Annotated in this window: 11 protein-coding genes and 1 pseudogene; 1 reads left to right on the top strand and 11 read right to left on the bottom strand. The window is 52.2% G+C overall.

What is annotated here, in order from left to right; all coding sequences use genetic code 11:
* Positions 1-60 precede the first annotated feature (60 nt).
* Complete coding sequence (locus tag VFA_RS06450) at positions 61-1173, top strand: M20/M25/M40 family metallo-hydrolase (protein ID WP_004725809.1); 1113 nt, start codon at positions 61-63, stop codon at positions 1171-1173.
* A 166-nt stretch (positions 1174-1339) separates the two neighbouring features.
* Here the strand turns inward: VFA_RS06450 and VFA_RS06445 are convergent, their stop codons facing one another.
* The 11 genes and pseudogenes from VFA_RS06445 to prpB all read right to left on the bottom strand — a co-directional run bounded on the left by VFA_RS06445 (position 1340) and on the right by prpB (position 18464).
* On the bottom strand, positions 1340-4336 hold the full coding sequence (locus tag VFA_RS06445; RefSeq protein ID WP_004725807.1) for a non-ribosomal peptide synthetase family protein: 2997 nt from the start codon (positions 4334-4336) through the stop codon (positions 1340-1342).
* Between the two features lie 417 nt (positions 4337-4753).
* Positions 4754-6214 carry an NUDIX hydrolase gene (locus VFA_RS06440; protein ID WP_038151108.1) on the bottom strand — a complete coding sequence of 487 codons (1461 nt, stop codon included), beginning with the start codon at positions 6212-6214 and terminating at the stop codon, positions 4754-4756.
* 33 nt (positions 6215-6247) lie between these two features.
* Entirely contained in the window at positions 6248-6730 is a 483-nt protein-coding gene (locus tag VFA_RS06435; RefSeq protein ID WP_014205034.1) for a GNAT family N-acetyltransferase, read from the bottom strand.
* A gap of 164 nt (positions 6731-6894) precedes the next feature.
* Positions 6895-8412 carry a DHA2 family efflux MFS transporter permease subunit gene (locus VFA_RS06430; protein WP_004725802.1) on the bottom strand — a complete coding sequence of 506 codons (1518 nt, stop codon included), beginning with the start codon at positions 8410-8412 and terminating at the stop codon, positions 6895-6897.
* Positions 8413-8427: 15 nt separating this feature from the next.
* Complete coding sequence (locus tag VFA_RS06425) at positions 8428-9489, bottom strand: HlyD family secretion protein (protein WP_004725800.1); 1062 nt, start codon at positions 9487-9489, stop codon at positions 8428-8430.
* A gap of 25 nt (positions 9490-9514) precedes the next feature.
* Positions 9515-9934, bottom strand: coding sequence for a MarR family winged helix-turn-helix transcriptional regulator (locus VFA_RS06420; protein WP_004725797.1), 420 nt, complete (start codon positions 9932-9934; stop codon positions 9515-9517).
* 316 nt (positions 9935-10250) lie between these two features.
* Positions 10251-12140, bottom strand: a pseudogene (locus VFA_RS06415) (propionyl-CoA synthetase); the annotation flags it as partial.
* 13 nt (positions 12141-12153) lie between these two features.
* Positions 12154-13368, bottom strand: a complete 1215-nt coding sequence (prpF, locus tag VFA_RS06410; RefSeq protein WP_086027288.1) for a 2-methylaconitate cis-trans isomerase PrpF — start codon at positions 13366-13368, stop codon at positions 12154-12156.
* Positions 13369-13424: 56 nt separating this feature from the next.
* A complete protein-coding gene (acnD, locus tag VFA_RS06405; protein WP_004725791.1) occupies positions 13425-16022 on the bottom strand; it encodes a Fe/S-dependent 2-methylisocitrate dehydratase AcnD in 2598 nt (865 codons plus the stop codon).
* Between the two features lie 165 nt (positions 16023-16187).
* Positions 16188-17333, bottom strand: a complete 1146-nt coding sequence (gene prpC, locus VFA_RS06400) for a bifunctional 2-methylcitrate synthase/citrate synthase (protein ID WP_004725789.1) — start codon at positions 17331-17333, stop codon at positions 16188-16190.
* A 234-nt stretch (positions 17334-17567) separates the two neighbouring features.
* Positions 17568-18464 carry a methylisocitrate lyase gene (gene prpB / locus VFA_RS06395; protein ID WP_004725787.1) on the bottom strand — a complete coding sequence of 299 codons (897 nt, stop codon included), beginning with the start codon at positions 18462-18464 and terminating at the stop codon, positions 17568-17570.
* Positions 18465-18467 lie beyond the last annotated feature (3 nt).

Raw genomic sequence — 18467 nt, 5'->3', positions numbered from 1 at the left:
CAGCACAGTTCGCAGCAATTCCATGCATCGTATGACCACTGTTCCCTACGAGGTATTATTATGAGTCACATCCACTCGCAGCGTCTGATCGACAACTTCCTGCAACTCATTCAAATTGATAGTGAATCTGGCAACGAAAAAGCCATTGGCGAACACCTGTGTGAGCAATTGGGCGAACTGGGTTTTACGGTCCACAAATTGCCGGTTCCTGAAGCGGTCTCCAACGGCTTCAACATTTATGCTCGCCTCGACGGCACCTTAGCGGACAGCGTGGTATTGAGCTGTCATATGGACACGGTCAAACCGGGCATCGGCATTGAACCCATCATCGAAGATGGCATCATCCGCTCAAAAGGCAACACCATTTTAGGGGGCGATGACAAGTCCGGTATCGCGGCGATTCTGGAAGCCGTGCGCGCACTGAAAGAACAAAACCGTGCCCACAAAACCATTGAAATTACGTTCACCGTGCATGAAGAAGGTGGCTTGAAAGGCTCACAAAACTTCGACATGAACTTCATTCAATCCACCAAAGCGGTGGTACTGGATACCGGCGGTCCAATTGGCACTATTGTCAAAGCGGCACCGGGTCAACAGAAACTCACTGTGACCATCAAAGGCAAACCTGCGCACGCTGGCCTTGTGCCAGAAGATGGCATCAGTGCCATCAGCGTAGCGGCCGACGCGATTACCCAAATGAAACTGCTGCGCATTGATGAAGAAACCACTGCCAACATCGGCATGGTGAATGGCGGTCAGGCGACCAACATCGTGATGCCAGAGCTGACCATCGTCGCCGAAGCGCGTTCGTTGAATGATGACAAGCTGGCGGCGCAAGTCGAGCACATGATTTCAACGTTTGACACCGTGGCGAAAAAACATGGTGCAGAAGCGGTGATTCAATCGACTCGTGCATACAACGCTTTTGTGCTGGACGAAGCGCATCCGCTGATTTGCGAACTCAAAGCAGCGTTTAACGCCATGGGTATTGAAGCGAAAACCAAACGTACCGGTGGCGGTAGCGATGCCAACAACTTCAATGAGAAAGGCTTGACCACGGTGAACATCTCGACTGGGATGGCCAAAGTACACACCACCGAAGAGTACATCGCCGTCGATGACTTGGTAAAAGTGTGCCAATTCTTGGAAACTTACCTCAGCCTTGAAAGCTAATCGGTAAACACTTCAACCTTAAGAAACAAGGGCGTCTCAAACTCAATTGAGACGCCCTTTTTCCATTATCAATCAAATGAACTACCGATAAAATGAAACAGTGAATCACCCATTAGGTGAATGACAAATAAGGTGAATCACCGTTCGAATTGAAGCGGCGTCACGCTCAACTCAACATTTCCTCGGCCACATTGGCGGATTGAGGAATCGTATAACCGATCGAGCGTTGCAAGTAGCGCTCTAGCAGCTCGCGGTTAAAGATCGGTTCCTCAACACCACTGCCCTGCAAAAACGCTTTCACGTTACTGCAATCCCATATATATGTGTCTTGGTAAAGCTGCACGGTTGATTGCCCGCCCGTCATGTTGTCTTTAAACAGACTCAGCAGCGGATACAATGGCGCATCGACATCCTCTTCCCACTGCGCGAGCCAGTCTGTGAATGGCATGCGTTTAAATTGTAGGTTGAACTCATGCTCCAGTTTTTGGAAGAAGGCTTCCAACGTCAGGTTATTTTTCTGCTCATGAATGAGGTTGAACTTGTGCCCCAACGCCTCTGGATTACGGGTGATGACCGCAATCGACTGCGTCATGTAATCGACGGTGGTTAACCCTTCTCGCAGATCGCGCAAGATCGGCATTGTTTTGCTTTCCAAGCAGGTTTTCACCAAACGTCCCCACCATTGATAATCCGCACTCGCCCCCGATTGACTGTGGCAAGTGGCGTAACCAAGGCGGAACGTCATCAACGGCAAGCCGCGTGATTCAGCCAGATCCGCAATTTTCTCCATCACCCATTTACTGCGCACGTAGCCGATATCGGTGATCACCGCAGGCAAGTTCTGATCGATGCTGTCAACTTCGCGCATCACCGTTTTCCCTGTATGCAGGTGTCCCCAACTGTAAACGGAGATGGTCGACAGCAACATCAGCGGTTTGGTGCGGGTCGCGCCAGCAAACCGAATGACTTCGCGCAGCCCTTGCACGTTATCGCGCTTCATCCACGAATAGGGTTGAATGAAGTTCACTGCGCTAGCCGAGTGATAAATAATGTCGGTGTCTTGGCACAATTGCTGGTACACCTCTGGCGACAGCGCGAAATTCGGCTCAGCCAAGTCTCCGGCTAACGGATGAACTCGCTCCGCTTGCTCCGCCGACAACCCTACGGCATGGCGCGCTAAGGTGTCGCCAATGCGTTTGCGCGCTTGTTCGTCACTGTGGCTGCGAACCACGCAATAAATGTGCGCCGACGTTGTTTTTAACAGATCCGCTAACAGCTGTGAGCCGACAAAACCGGTGGCGCCGGTGAGGAAAATCGTGCGTGGCGCGGTGATCTGTTCAGCACGCCAATCGTTGTTGAACACGATGTCATCCGAGAGAAACACATCGTCTTGCAAAATACGCAGCGGCTCGCTATCTGCAGTCGGTGGTGTTTCTTTGCTGCGCTCTTCTAATGTCTGTGCCAACGTGCGAATGGTCGGTGAGTCGTAAATATCACGCACGTAAGCACGTGTGCCCGTTTTCTGGGTGATGGCCGTGGCGAGTTTGGCCGCCATCAACGAATGGCCACCAAGGTCAAAGAAATTGTCATCCGCCGACGCAATCGTCATGCCCAACAGTCTTTTCCAGATTTCGGCCAACACCGCTTCAAGCCCTTGGAAGACCGCATTGGATTCGTGCGCCACTTCGGCGCGGTAACTCGCCAGCAGCGCGGGTTTGTCAGTTTTGCCATTCGGCGTTAATGGCAAACGCGGTAGAATTCGAATCGCCGCAGGCATGAAATAGTCCGGGAGCAACTCTGCTAATTTGTCGCGCAACGTCGCCGTTTCCACGCCGTCTGCCGCCACAAAGGCGAGGATTTTTTTCTCACCCAACGACGCTTCATCGGTGACCAGAGCCACGGCTGAAGTTACCCCTTTCACTTGCAGCAGAACGCTTTCAATTTCGCCCAACTCAATTCGGTTCCCACGGATTTTCACCTGATCATCCAAACGCCCCAAGAACTGAATCCGCCCATCTGCCAATTGACGCGCGCGGTCACCACTGCGATACAAACGCATATTCGGCACCGAAGGCGCGGTAACAAACGCTTGATCGGTCAACTCAGGATTGTGAAGATACCCTTTAGCAAGCCCAGGTCCGGCAATAAAGAGTTCCCCCGGCTCCCCTTTGGGCACGCGCTGCAACTGCTCATCTAAAATAAACACCTCGGCGCCTGCAATTGGGAAACCAATGCTCGGTTGTGGATTGTGGGTAACGCATTCCACCGGGTTGCACGTGGCAAAAATGGTGGCTTCCGTTGGCCCATAATAATCGACCACTTGGTAAGGCACTTGGCTCAAATTAAGCGGACTGAGTTTTTCACCAGCGGTGAACAAGTAACGCAGCGCCAGCGTATCGGGCTGCGGCTGACCGACCAACTCAGCCACCATCACCGTGGGCACAAAACCGTGTGTGATGTCGTTTTTGGCAAAGAACTTCAACAAACTGGCAGGTTGTAAGCGGGTTTCTTCGTTGTCTGGCAACACCAATCGCGCCCCACACATCAGCGGCGACCAAACCTCCCATTGCGCGACGTCGAAACTGATCCCCGCAATCAAGGAACTACGACTGGCGGGCGTCATGTCGAATTCATCGTTATGCCATTTCACTAAGTTGTATAAGGATGCATGCGACACCATCACGCCTTTGGGCACGCCCGTGGTGCCCGACGTAAAGATCACATAGGCGGTACTGTCGGCGGCAATCGGCACTGGCGTGAACGTATTTGCGCTGCTTACTGTCTCGCGATCGATGGCAATCACCCGTTTGTCGGTGTCGCCAAGGATGGAAGAAAACGCGTTGTGACTCAGGAGGATCACCGGTGCATGGCTTTGCTCGGTAATGTTAATAATGCGCTTTTGCGGGTAATGAATATCGACGGGAATGTAACTTGCCCCTGCTTTTAAAATGGCCAAGATGCCGATGATAAATTCCGGGGTTCGCTGTGCAATTAAAGGGACAATGTCGCCAGACTGCACGTTGTTTTGCTGTAGAACGCCACACAATGCGTCACTTCTGTGGGCAAGTTCCTGATAAGTTAAATGTCGATCACCGTGACTCACTGCGATGCTGTTTGGGGCCGCTTTTACCTGTTCAGCAAAAGACACTAAAACATTACACATCTTGTATCCTCCATGAGGTCATTTCAGATGGAATGACCATAACGTATAGATAATTTTGTCAAAACCAGACGAATCTTTTGCACATATCCTGTACAAAAAGTGTTCTCAGCTATCCTATGACTACGGTAATTTTATGACAAGCGTTTCATATTAATATTTAATAAATAAATTCTTACAATAATTTTTACTGATTATATATCAGTACGTTATCGCAATAAGAAATCGGCCATTTCCAAATATTCAGATGACATGATGATTTCGCGTGAAATTAAGTCGGTGCAGAAACCGGCCGAATCAGGCCAATTTACTGATGAGAGGAATACTCGAACAATTTGTTGAAATAACAGAATATTATTCGAAGGGCGTAATGAGCAAAGGACAGGAAATAAAAAACCCGGTGAGATCACCGGGCTTTGTTCAATCGCATGAGGGAGTCACTTCCGTGACGGACTGCCGCGTTGCGAGCCGTGCCATGAGCACGAACAAGATGATCAGAATCGGCTCGCGCAGTGTGCTCAACGCCAACGACCATGTGCCACTGGATGACACGAACGTTGCAGCGTAACTCACCAGCTCATTTGCGAGCAGTAAGGCCATAATGACAAACAGCAGTTGTCGAAATGACATCGCATGGGTGTTGGCATCTCGCGTCAGCATCACCACCACGGTCATGACCGCTAACACGACCAGCCAAGAGGTGAACACAGGCATCGGCCACAAATACGTAACCACCGCGGCGATCGCCGTCAAAGTGAGCCACGGCCCTCTTGAGCACAGCAAGCGATCCACCTGAATTTGCGCCTTTTCATCCAGACGCACAATGTGCCATGCAACCAACGCACCCAGCACCGCACCGACCAACATATCGACGATAAACGCGCTGCCTGAATAGAACTTGGATAACGACAACCACAACACTGAGACCAGCAGCGCGCCTGTACTTTTGTTCCAACCCAGTTTTTCATTTTCCAGCAGCCAGAGAATGCCTAAACACACCCACACCGCCAACGGTAAACTAGGGAAGCCATGACCCGAGCTGCTCACCAGTTGAATCGATGGCATGTACGCATGTGGGCGCGGCAAGGCAAACCCTTGCTGAGCGATCAAGCACACCAGCGAAATCACCGTGACAGAAAAGAAAGCTTTGTAGCAAAACGCGCGGCCACTTTGCCAATAAAAAAACGGAAACAGCAACAGCCCCAGCACTGGTGATGCCAACGCACCGCTGACCAAAATCAGTTGGCTCAACGCCATTTCAACCACGTGCGGCAAACTTGCCACTGCGTATTGCAGCGCCACAATCCAACCGATTTCGGTTTGATGCAGCGCGGGGGCCGCTTTAATCAGTTCAGGCACCACATTGGTTGACTGATTGGTCGCGTCCTTAAATAGCGTTTGAATATGCGCCCACTGTTTGGGGAAACGATATTGGCTGTCTGCAATTCGGCTCGGATGCACCAACATCGCTTGTGACACTTCAATGCCGTAATGCGGTGCAAACCACACTGGCAATTCATACCCGCCCCAGCGATTGATGTATTGATACACGATGATGTCTGAATCGCTGACGCAATCATAAACGGCGGCACTTTCGGTATAGCCCAGCAGTTTGCCGACCGTTACCACCAAGCCTGTTTCTTCCCACGTTTCACGTTGTGCCGTCAATTCTGGTGATTCCCCGCCTTCAATGGTACCGCCAGGCAGGGAGAGTTGTTTGGTAATGATCTCGTCGACCAACACAATTTTGTCGTCAGCTCGAACAAGGCACAGCGCCCCTCTTAAATGCTCGGGCGCGACTTGGGGAGCGGCATACGTAAAAAACGACGCCGCGAGAGAAATCACTAAACTGAAGCCGAGTACTGACAATCGCTTGTACACACTAATAACCTATTATCACAAAGGGTCAGCCACCTAAGAACGACGCACTGACTTTCTCAACCAATGAATATGATGGGAAAAACCGACATCCTGATAAAATAATTGTGCTTCCTTGTTAAAATCCCAGACTTCGACAAACACCTCGGCCACGCCATACTCAACAAACGTTTGCTCTAAACGAGAAAACAGTTGGCGTGCGATGCCTTGTTGGCGGTATTGCGGCATCACATAGAGCTCATCAATACTGCCCATCGGCACAGGCTTACTGACCGATGAGACTAATTCACTAAAATACCCCGTAATGAAACCGACGATCTGGGTATCGACTTTCGCTACCAGCACCAAGCAATCCGGATTTTCAATATAGCGCGCGATACTCTTTTCCTGCTCCACCTCTTCTGCCGTTTTGAAATATTCCGGGCAGGCGCGATGGTGTTCATCGTGTAGGTCGAACATCAATTGATTCAAAATTTCTAAATCTGCTATTTGGGCCGCTTGGAGCGAAACTGATGACATTTTTGTGAAGTTAATCAAGAAGTCTTGAGGAGATTTTATAAGATCGTCCGAGAAAAAAACATCGTGGTGTGGTGAGTTTTTATCGCAAAAAGCTAAGTATTGAGATTAATACTTGAGAAAATAAAACAAAAACGCCGCAGAGCGGCGTTTTATTCAATAGAAACTTAACGTTTCCCCGGCTTGCGTAACAAAACCAAAAGCGGAATCATCACCACACAGACGTACATCATGAAACGGAAATCCTGCAAATAGCCGAAAATATAGGCTTGGCTGCTGACCATGCTGTTGACTTCAACCAATCCCGCCGTGCTCGAGATGTCATACACCCCTTTCTGCACCGCCTCTTGCAACGCCGGATTGAACAGATTGATGTGCTCGGAATAGACCGCATGGTTAATCTGCGCGCGGTGCGCAAGATAAGTTACCACCATCGAAATACCGATGCTGCTACCAATGTTACGAATCAGGCTAAATAGCGCCGTTCCTTCATTCCGATAGCGCGGTTCCAATGTGGAGAACGTGAGCGTCGACAGCGGCACAAAGACCAATCCCAGCCCCAGCCCCTGCACAATCCCGGTATGAATGATTTCCCAACGTGTGACGAACACTGAAAAGTGCGTCATTTCCCACAACGAGAAGATCATCAGCAATAACCCAATGGTGATCAGGTAACGCAAATCCACTTTGCCCGATAACCGCCCGACGATCATCATGCCGACCATGGTGCCAAAACCGCGTGGCGTGAGCAGTAAGCCAACATCCAACACCGGATAATCCATAAAGTTTTGCAGGAACGGCGGCAATAACGCCATCGTCGCGAGCAAAATCACGCCCATCATGAAGCCAAACAACAGCCCGACCACAAAGTTGCGGTCTTTGAACATGACCGGCTCTAAAAACGGTGCTTTGGCAGTAAACATGTGCACGGTGAACATGTAAAACGCCAACACGGAAATGCCCGCTTCAATGACGATCTCCATACTAGAGAACCAGTTCTGCGATTCACCGCGATCGAGAAACATCTGCAAGCACCCAATCGCAAGGCCGAGCAGCGCAAAGCCAAATACATCAAAGCGCCGACTGGGGTCTAACTTGGTTTCTTTCACAAACGCCGCAATGCCAAGCCACGCCAAGATCCCAAACGGCACGTTGATGTAAAACACCCAGCGCCAGTTGTAGTACTCGGTGAGCCAGCCCCCCAATGACGGGCCAAGAATCGGCCCAACCATGACACCCACGCCCCACATCGCCATCGCCGAACCATGTTGTTCAGTGGGATACGTGTCGAGCAGCACCGACTGGGAGAGCGGCACCAAGCTAGCACCGAAGATCCCTTGCAACAAGCGAAAGAGGATGATTTGTTCCAGCGATTGCGCCGCACCACACAGCACTGACGCAAACGTAAATCCAACCACTGAATAGAGGAACAGACGCTTACGCCCAATGCGCGCCGCGATAAAGCCCGTCAGGGGCATCGCAATTGCGGCGGCGACGATGTACGACGTCAGAACCCATGAGATTTGATCCTGCGTTGCACTCATGGCACCTTGCATGTGCGGCAGCGCCACGTTTGCAATGGTGGTATCGAGTGCCTGCATGATGGTCGCAAGCATGACCGACAGCGTAATAAACCCGCGTTTACCGCTGTCATCACTCGCGACAGATGTCGCATGACTTTCCATCTGAACGCCTCACCCTTACAGCGACAGATGACGTTGATGTTTGGTATCAACCGTCACGACGGCACTTAACCCTGCACGCAGTTGCGGCGCTTCTGGGTTTGCCTCAATGCGGATACGAATCGGCAAGCGTTGTGCAATTTTTACCCAGTTGCCCGTCGCATTTTGCGCCGGAATGATTGAGAATTCGGATCCAGTTGCTGGGCTTAGGCTTTCCACCACGCCATGCCATTTGAAATCCGGCGCGTAGTCGACATTGATGTCCACGTCCTGGCCAACCTGAACGTGCGTCAATTCGGTTTCGGTAAAATTCGCTTCAATCCAAATATCCGAGGCTGAAATCAGCATCATCGCCAATGTGCCCGGTGACGTGTATTGCCCTTTCTCGACCACTTTGGTGACCACACCATCTGCGGGCGCGTACACATTGACGTGTTGCAGATCGTTTTCCGCTTTTTCCAGAGCTGCCAACGCCGCACGATATTTCGGATGCAGTTCCACTGGCGCCGTCACATCGCCGCCTAAGCTCTCTTCAATTTGCTTAAGTTCTTTTTTCAGTGCGTTGACTTCAAGTTCCACAACCAGGGTTTTCTGGCGCGCCGAATCAAACTGAGATTCAGAAATGTATTTTTTCTTCAACAAGTTAAACTGACGCGCTTCCTCTTTATTGAGGTATTCATGCTGACTTTTAGACACCTCAATGTTCGCCAGTTTGCTCTGGTATTCTGCCTTCAAAGTAGTCAGTGAGGTGCTGACATCATTAAGATTGGCGCGCGCCTGTGCCACCGCGATGTCGTATGAGGTTGGGTCGATTTGCAGCAGCAACTCGCCCGCTTTGACATGTTGGTTCTCTTCCACCGGAACATTGATGATGCGCCCGGAGACTTCCGCAGTAATTGACGTTTTATCAGCTTTCACATACGCGTTATCGGTTTCCACATAACGGCCCCCATGCAGATAGACTGCCACGCTTCCCGCCACCGCCATGATGGGCACCAGAAAAAGCAGTACGGTCCGCTTGGTTTTACGACGTGGTTTGGATGCAGGTTGGGAAGGCGTCTGTGATTGTTCGTGAGACATACAAGATATTCCTGATACGTATTGTTTATTTGGAGAGATTGCTGTGAATGTGTTCCAGCGTACTGATGAATTGCTCGCGCGCTTCTGGAGTTAAACCTTGCAAGGCTTCATCCCAAATACGATTGCTCACGGCTTTAATTTTCACTAATTGCGCCTCAGCATCAGGCAACAAATAAATTTGATGGGCACGGCGGTCTTTGGGATCAGGACGACGTTCAACCAACCCTTCTTCGACCAACGAGTCGATCACTCGTACCAAGCTCATCGGTTTGATTTCGAGAAGTTCCGCCAGCTCCACCTGCTTGATGCCCTGATAACGGGCGATCTGTGACAGCGCTTTGGCTTGTGCAATGGTGAGGCAATTCGCCCCCGATTCTTCCTGATACTGTTTCCGTACCAGACGCATAACATCCCACAGTAAATAGCCAATGGATGGAGCCGTCATAACTTCGCCTTTTGATTTATGTTATTCATCTTTCTCAATGTATGGTTACATTTAGAAACAAGTTAAGCATATAGTAAGCTTTACTTACTATATGTAAAGCCTACTAATTGAAATAAATAATGAGTATTTGCATAAGTTGATAAATTTCAGGCAATTACCCATATATATTTTGAATACATAGAATGAATCGTATGCGGCAGGTAAAAAAATGCTCCGCGAGCGCGGAGCACAAAGGGTCAAAATGAACTGCGTTTCCCCTAGTTTCCTCAGGCCGCATGCCAGAACGTCCTCACGCGGCTTGAGCACAAGCTACACCTTAATGATGCAGCACCTTTTCCAATTCGTTGAGGCTGGTTGGATCGTCAATGGTGGATGGAACCGTGTAACTTTCGCCATCCGCAATCTGGCGGATAATGCGGCGCAAAATCTTACCTGAACGGGTTTTGGGTAATCGCTCCACCACCAGTGCGTGTTTAAAACACGCCACCGCGCCAATTTGACTGCGCACGCTGCTGACCAATTCGGTTTCCAGCGCCAACGCATCGATCTTCACGCCATCTTTCAGCACCACAAGTCCGAGTGGCAACTGCCCTTTCAGTTCATCGTGCACGCCGACTACCGCGCATTCCGCCACCGCAGGGTGGGCGCCGACGATCTCTTCCATCTCACCCGTCGAGAGGCGATGGCCAGCAACGTTAATCACATCGTCAATGCGGCCCATGATGAACAGATAACCGTCTTCATCGAGATAACCGCCGTCACCCGAGACGTAGTACCCCGGAAATTGCGACAGATAACCGGTCTCAAAACGGTCGTGGTTGCGCCACACAGTCGGCAAACAGCTGGGCGGCAACGGGCGTTTTAACGCCACAAAGCCTTGTTGATTGGGTGGCAGCACCTCGCCGAGTTCATTGAGGATCTCCACTTGATACCCCGGAATCGGCTTGGTCGCTGAACCCGCTTTAATCGGCATCAGCTCAATGCCGGTCGGATTACCGGCAATCGCCCAGCCCGTTTCGGTTTGCCACCAGTGGTCAATCACCGGCTTATCGGTTTTTGATTCCACCCATTCTAAAGTCGGCGGATCCAAACGTTCACCCGCCATAAAGATGGTTTTCACGCTCGACAAGTCATACTTTTTGAGGTGTTCCCCTTCCGGATCTTCTTTTTTGATGGCACGGAAAGCCGTTGGTGCAGAGAACAGCGCGGTCACTTTATATTCCTGACACACACGCCAGAAAGCACCCGGATCCGGTGTGCGCACCGGTTTGCCTTCGTACAAAATGGTCGTACAGCCGTGCAGCAGCGGTGCGTAAACAATGTATGAGTGCCCCACCACCCAACCCACGTCAGATGCAGCCCAAAACACGCCATCTTGTGGCATGTCATAAATACTGCTCATCGAGTACTTGAGCGCCACCGCGTGACCGCCGTTGTCGCGCACCACGCCTTTCGGTTTACCGGTCGTGCCCGAGGTGTACAGAATGTATAGCGGGTCGGTCGCCAACACGGGCACACACGCGTGCGGTAGCGCACTTTGAATCAGCGTGTTCCATTCCAAATCGCGCTCGCTGGTTAAATCGGCCGGGCATTCCGGACGTTGATACACCAACACGTGTTCAGGTTTCCAGCGGCTATCCATGATCGCCTTATCCACCAAGGGCTTATAAGGAATCACTTTGTTGACTTCTACGCCGCAAGAGGCCGTCATAATGACTTTGGGTTCGGCGTCTTCAATTCGCACCGCCAGCTCGTTTGGCGCAAAACCACCAAATACCACCGAGTGAATAGCGCCCAAACGCGCACACGCCAGCATCGCCATCGCCGCTTCGGGGATCATCGGCATGTAGATAATCACGCGATCGCCTTTGGTGACGCCCTGCGCGGCCAACATACCCGCCACGCGCGCGACACAATCCCGCAGCGCGGTGTAGCTGTAACGCTGCTTTTTACCCGTCACCGGCGAGTCATAAATCAGCGCGGTTTGATCGCCACGACCCTGCTCACAGTGGTAATCCAACGCCAACCACGAGGTGTTGAGTAAACCATCCGGGAACCAGCGTTCAATGCCGTGTTCGTCTTTTTGCAAAATGGTTTGAGGGAATTCAAACCAGTCGATGTTTTGGGCTTGCGCTTTCCAGAACGCTTGCGGCTCATCCTTAGCCCATTGATATTCCTTTAAATATGCAGACATGGTGCTTCTCCTTGATTGTTCTGGCTTAGCCGTGGTTGATGGTTTCTGCGGGCACGCGCACCCAACCTTCCATCAAAATACGTGCGCTGCGACCCATCACGGCTTTTTTAACCACCCAACCTTGCGTCGTTTCGCTTGCACTGGCGCCAACTTTTAATGTTCCCGAAGGGTGACCAAAGGTCACCGACGTTTTCTCTCCGCCACCGGCGGCCAAATTGACCAACGTTCCTGGCACACACGCCGCGGCAGCGATGGCAACGGCAGCGGTTCCCATCATGGCGTGATGTAATTTGCCCATCGACAACGCGCGCACCAGTACATCGACATCACTGGCCACAACGGGTTTGCCGCTGGATGCGGTGTAGGTTTGCGGTGTGGAGACAAACGCAATTTTGGGCGTATGCTGGCGGGTTTGCGCTTCGCTGAGGTCTTGAATCAGCCCCATTTTCAGCGCGCCGTAAGCACGAATGGTTTCAAACATTGCCAGCGCTTGGCTGTCATTGTTGATGTCATCCTGTAGCTCCGTGCCCTGATAACCAATCGACGCAGCATCGACAAAAATCGTCGGAATTCCCGCGTTGATGAGCGTGGCGTTCAATGTGCCGACGCCCGGAACATCAAGATCATCGACCAAATTTCCGGTCGGGAACATAGAACCTTCCCCATCAGCCGGATCCATAAAATCGACCTGAATTTCAGCCGCTGGGAACGTCACACCATCAAGTTCAAACTCGCCAGTTTCCTGCACCAAGCCATCTTTGATCGGCACATGCACCACGATGGTTTTGCTGATATTGACCTGCCACACACGCACCGCAACCACACCGTTGTGAGGAATGCGCTCGGGCGCAATGAATCCGGCGTAAATCGCAAACGGGCCAATCGCCGCCGACAAATTGCCGCAGTTACCACTCCAGTCGACAAACGCTTTATCAATCGACACTTGTCCAAACAGATAATCGACGTCGTGATCCGCTTGGGTGCTTTGCGACACAATCACGGTTTTACTGGTGCTTGAGGTTGCACCGCCCATGCCGTCAATCTGTTTACCGTACGGATCCGGGCTGCCAATCACGCGCATGAGTAAGCGATCGCGCGCCGCGCCCGCCACCTGTGCCGCAGGCGGCAGATCGCACAGACGGAAAAACACCCCTTTGCTGGTGCCGCCACGCATGTACGTCGCAGGCACTCGGGTTTGAGAAGACTCTCGGTTTTGAAAAGATAGGGGCTGAGACAGCATCTCAGCCGTGGTCCATGGAGAAGTTGTGCTGACATTGCTCATTGCATCACTCCTTCTCAGTTGGCCAGAAAGTCTTGCGCAAAACGCTGCAGCACACCGCCTGCGTTATACACATGCACTTCATCGGCGGTATCTAAACGGCACGTCACCGCGACATCCAGCTTCTCGCCGCTTTGACGCGTGATCACCAGCGCCAAATCGCAGCCCGGTTTGATATCGCCCACTACGTCGTACAGTTCGGTGCCATCGAGCCTCAGCGTGAGGCGGTTCACGCCCTCTTTGAATTGCAGGGGCAACACACCCATGCCGACCAGATTGGTACGGTGGATGCGCTCAAAGCCTTCGGCGACAATTGCTTCCACACCCGCTAAGCGCACGCCTTTGGCTGCCCAGTCACGTGAAGACCCTTGGCCGTAGTCGGCGCCCGCCACAATGATCAGCGGCTGTTTGCGCTGCATGTAGGTTTCAATCGCTTCCCACATGCGCGTCACTTTGCCGTCCGGTTCAATACGCGCAAGCGAGCCTTGCACCACGTCGCCATTCTCTTTGACCATTTCATTGAACAGTTTCGGGTTGGCAAACGTTGCGCGCTGCGCCGTCAGGTGATCGCCGCGATGCGTCGCGTAGGAGTTAAAGTCCTCTTCCGGCACGCCCATTTTAGTCAGGTATTCACCAGCGGCGCTGCTGGCCAGAATCGCATTCGATGGCGACAAATGGTCGGTGGTGATGTTGTCACCCACCACCGCCAATGGGCGCATGCCTTTGAGCGTGCGTTCACCCGCCAGTGCGCCTTCCCAATACGGCGGACGGCGAATGTAGGTACTCATTGGGCGCCAGTCGTACAGCGGATTGCTGTTTTGCTCGGCGTCATCGAGTTTAAACATCTGAATGTAGACTTGATTGAACTGCTCCGGTTTAACGTGCTGATTCACAATCGCATCAATCTCTTCATCGCTTGGCCAGATGTCGTTGAGGTAAATCGGCTTCCCGTTGGCATCATGTCCCAGCGCATCTCGCTCGATATCAAAGCGAATCGTACCCGCCAGCGCATAAGCGACGACCAGCGGTGGCGAGGCCAGAAACGCCTGTTTGGCGTAGGGGTGAATCCGGCCATCAAAGTTGCGGTTGCCTGAAAGCACTGCGGTCGCGTACAGATCGCGATCGATGATCTCTTGTTGGATGGTCGGATCCAGCGCGCCACTCATGCCGTTACAGGTGGTACACGCATACGCCACGATGCCAAAGCCCAACTGTTCCAATTCAGGCAGCAGCTTGGCTTCTTCAAGATACAATTTGGCGACTTTCGAGCCCGGCGCAAACGAGGTTTTCACCCACGGTTTACGCACCAAGCCCAGTTCATTGGCTTTTTTCGCCACCAAGCCAGCCGCGACCACGTTGCGTGGGTTACTGGTGTTGGTACACGACGTAATTGCGGCGATGATCACAGCGCCATCGGGCATTTCGCCCGCTTTCTGTTCCCATTTTCCGGCGATACCGCGCTCAGCCAGTTGCGAGGTGGGCAAGCGGCGATGCGGGTTCGAAGGCCCAGCCAAGTTACGTTCTACTTGGGAGAGATCAAACTCCAATACGCGTTCGTATTGCGCCGTCTCCAGCGCATCCGCCCACAGGCCGGTTTGTTTGGCGTACTGTTCAACCAACGCCACTTGTTCAGCATCGCGGCCGGTCAATTTCAGGTAATTGATGGTCTGTTCATCGATGTAGAACATGCCCGCGCTGGCACCATATTCCGGCGTCATATTGGAAATGGTCGCGCGGTCGCCGATGGTGAGCTGTTTCGCCCCTTCACCGAAAAATTCAAGATAAGACGACACCACGCGTTCGCCGCGTAGAAATTCAGTGATTGCCAAAACGATATCAGTGGCGGTAATGCCCGGTTTGCGTTTGCCGGTCAGTTTCACGCCGACAATGTCCGGCAGGCGCATCATGGATGGGCGACCAAGCATCACGGTTTCGGCTTCCAAACCGCCGACACCAATCGCGATGACGCCAAGAGAATCGACGTGCGGCGTGTGGCTGTCGGTGCCGACACACGTATCAGGAAACGCCACACCGTTTTTCAGTTGCACCACGGGCGACATTTTTTCCAGGTTGATCTGGTGCATGATGCCGTTGCCGGCAGGAATCACGCTGACGTTTTTAAACGCGGTTTTACACCATTCGATGAAGTGAAAACGGTCTTCGTTGCGGCGATCTTCAATCGCGCGGTTTTTCTCAAACGCATCCGGTTCAAACCCTGCGTGTTCGACCGCAAGCGAGTGGTCGACAATCAACTGCGTTTCCACCACCGGGTTCACTTTAGCCGGATCGCCGCCCTGCTCTGCAATCGCATCGCGCAGGCCAGCCAAATCAACCAATGCGGTTTGACCAAGAATGTCGTGACACACCACGCGCGCCGGATACCAAGGGAAATCAAGGTCGCGTTTGCGTTCAATCAGTTGTTTCAGGGAGTCTGTCAGTGCTTCGGGTTCGCAGCGGCGAACCAAGTTTTCAGCCAGAACGCGAGAGGTATAAGGCAGCGTCGCGTAGGCACCGGGCGCAATTGCGTTGACCGCTTCTTCGGCATCAAAATAACTGATATTTGTGCCGGCTAGCAGTTTCCGGTATTGGCTGTTCATATCGTTTTGAGTGGTCATAGTATCCATCCGATTCATTACTATTCCCTTGCCACTTAAAGCAGCAAGCGTGTCGCAAGCGCTTTAAGTTGTTTGGGCGTCACAACCGTGGCAGGCAAATTCGCCCGTCAGCGAATCGCAAATCCATGATGACCGCGCTCAATCGCACGGTCATTGCTGAGCGAGTTAACCGCGTTTTTCAATCGGCAACCATTGCTGATGTTCCGGGCCAACATAGTCCGCACTTGGACGAATGATGCGGTTGTTCGCACGCTGCTCGTACACATGGGCAGCCCAACCCGTCAAACGACTCATCACAAAGATGGGCGTGAACAGTTTGGTTGGAATCCCCATGAAGTGATACGCCGAGGCATGGAAGAAATCGGCGTTACAGAACAAGCCTTTCTCACGTTTCATCACCGCTTCCACGCGTTCAGAAACCGCATACAAATGGGTGTCACCTACTTTTTCGGACAGCTCTTTTGACCAGCGTTTGATCAGGGCATTACGCGGATCGCTCTCACGGTAAATCGCATGACCAAAGCCCATGATTTTGTCTTTGTTTTCCAGCATGCGCAGAATGTTTTGTTCCGCTTCATCCGGCGTTTTCCAGTTCTCAATCATCGCCATCGCCGCTTCGTTGGCGCCGCCATGCAGCGGTCCGCGCAGCGTGCCAATTGCACCAGTCACACACGAATGAAGGTCAGACAATGTGGACGCACACACGCGAGCCGTGAAGGTAGACGCGTTGAACTCGTGCTCTGCGTAAAGAATCAACGAGCAGTGCATCACTTGCTTGAACAGATCGCTCGGCGCTTGGTCGGTCAGCATTTTCAGGAAATAACCACCGATACAAGATTCGCTGGTGTCTTCGGTATCGATGCGCACGCCATCATGGCTAAAGCGATACCAATAACAGATAATGGCTGGGAAGAGCGCCAGCATGCGTTCTGTCGCAGCGAGCTGCTGTGAAAAATCGTGTTCAGTTTCCAAGTTCCCCAGCATGGAACACCCGGTACGCATCACGTCCATCGGGTGCGCGTCGGCAGGAATACGCTCTAGCACTTCTTTCAATGCTTGCGGCAGGCCACGCAGGCCAATCAGGCGGGTTTTGTATTGATCCAGTTCAGCTTGCGTGGGCAAGTGACCGACGAGCAGCAGATGCGCGACTTCTTCAAATTGCGCATGATTTGCCAGATCCGTGATGTCATAACCACGGTAGGTTAGACCGGTTCCGGTTTTACCAACCGTACATAGAGCTGTGCTTCCAGCGCTTTGGCCACGCAGGCCTGCTCCGCCTAATTCAGCTTTCTTTGTCAAAGACTGAGGCATGTAGAACTCCTTTTCTTGCCGCGCTTCGGATCCTGTTGAATCGGCCTCATTGGGCCAGCTTAAGCTCGATGGCGCAGCGGTTTCACGTTATTGGGTGTTCCCCGCCTGACACATGGTCCGGTCGGGGCCTGTTTCTTTCCGATACTATTTTTCTTTCCGATTTTATTTTTCTTGGGCTTCGCTTTTTCTATGGGCTTTCGCGCTGAACCTCGTCGAATCCAGGTTCAACGTCGCCTACTTTCCTTCCGAAAACAGCTGATCCAGCTTGTCTTCGTAATCATGGTAATTGAGGTATTCATACAGCTCTTTACGCGTCTGCATTTGACCAAGCAAGGCTTCCTGATTGCCCATCTCCAGCAGGTGGCGATACACCATCTCGGCCGCTTTGTTCATCGCGCGGAACGCACTCAATGGGTAAAGCACCATATCCACGTTCGATTTGGCTAAATCTTCACAGTTGTAGAGCGGTGTTTGACCAAACTCAGTGATGTTGGCCAGAATCGGCACATGCTTACCGGTTGCCGAATGCAGCGCGGTCGAGAACTGCTCGTACTGTTTCAGTTCGGTCATTGCTTCTGGGAAAATCATGTCAGCGCCGGCTTCCACACACGCAATCGCGCGCTCAATCGCACTGTCCATGCCTTCTACTGCCAATGCATCGGTACGCGCCATGATGACGAATTCCGGATTGTCACGCGCATCCACCGCCGCTTTCACGCGGTCAACCATCTCTTGCTGGCTGACAATCGCTTTGTTGGGTCGGTGACCACAGCGTTTCTGCGCCACTTGGTCTTCCATGTGCACCGCTGCGGCGCCAGCTTTTTCCATCGCTTTGATGGTACGGGCAATGTTAAATGCGCCGCCAAAACCGGTGTCGATGTCGACCAACAAAGGCAAATCACACGCGTTGGTGATGCGTTCTACGTCCACCAGCACGTCGTTGAGTGTCGTGATCCCGAGATCCGGCAAGCCATAAGACGCGTTAGCGATACCACCACCCGACAGATAAATCGCCTGATGCCCCAGTTTCTTCGCCATCATGGCGCAGTAAGGGTTGATCGTGCCAACAATCTGCAACGGCTGATTGGTTTGAATAGCGAGCCTGAACTTCGCACCCGGACTTAAGCTCATGGG

It is taken from the genome of Vibrio furnissii CIP 102972 (assembly GCF_000176175.1).
GTDB classification, from domain to species: domain Bacteria; phylum Pseudomonadota; class Gammaproteobacteria; order Enterobacterales; family Vibrionaceae; genus Vibrio; species Vibrio furnissii.
Note: the sequence above shows the minus strand (reverse complement) of the source record. Positions and strands in the feature narration are given on the sequence as shown.

Excerpts from the sequence above, each read along its gene's own strand:
- VFA_RS06450 (WP_004725809.1), top strand. The coding sequence starts at position 61 with ATGAGTCACATCCACTCGCAGCGTCTGATCGACAACTTCCTGCAACTC.
- VFA_RS06445 (WP_004725807.1), bottom strand. The coding sequence starts at position 4,336 with ATGTGTAATGTTTTAGTGTCTTTTGCTGAACAGGTAAAAGCGGCCCCA.
- VFA_RS06435 (WP_014205034.1), bottom strand. The coding sequence starts at position 6,730 with ATGTCATCAGTTTCGCTCCAAGCGGCCCAAATAGCAGATTTAGAAATT.
- VFA_RS06430 (WP_004725802.1), bottom strand. The coding sequence starts at position 8,412 with ATGGAAAGTCATGCGACATCTGTCGCGAGTGATGACAGCGGTAAACGC.
- VFA_RS06425 (WP_004725800.1), bottom strand. The coding sequence starts at position 9,489 with ATGTCTCACGAACAATCACAGACGCCTTCCCAACCTGCATCCAAACCA.
- VFA_RS06420 (WP_004725797.1), bottom strand. The coding sequence starts at position 9,934 with ATGACGGCTCCATCCATTGGCTATTTACTGTGGGATGTTATGCGTCTG.
- prpF (WP_086027288.1), bottom strand. The coding sequence starts at position 13,368 with ATGCTGTCTCAGCCCCTATCTTTTCAAAACCGAGAGTCTTCTCAAACC.
- acnD (WP_004725791.1), bottom strand. The coding sequence starts at position 16,022 with ATGACCACTCAAAACGATATGAACAGCCAATACCGGAAACTGCTAGCC.
- prpC (WP_004725789.1), bottom strand. The coding sequence starts at position 17,333 with ATGCCTCAGTCTTTGACAAAGAAAGCTGAATTAGGCGGAGCAGGCCTG.
- prpB (WP_004725787.1), bottom strand. The coding sequence starts at position 18,464 with ATGAGCTTAAGTCCGGGTGCGAAGTTCAGGCTCGCTATTCAAACCAAT.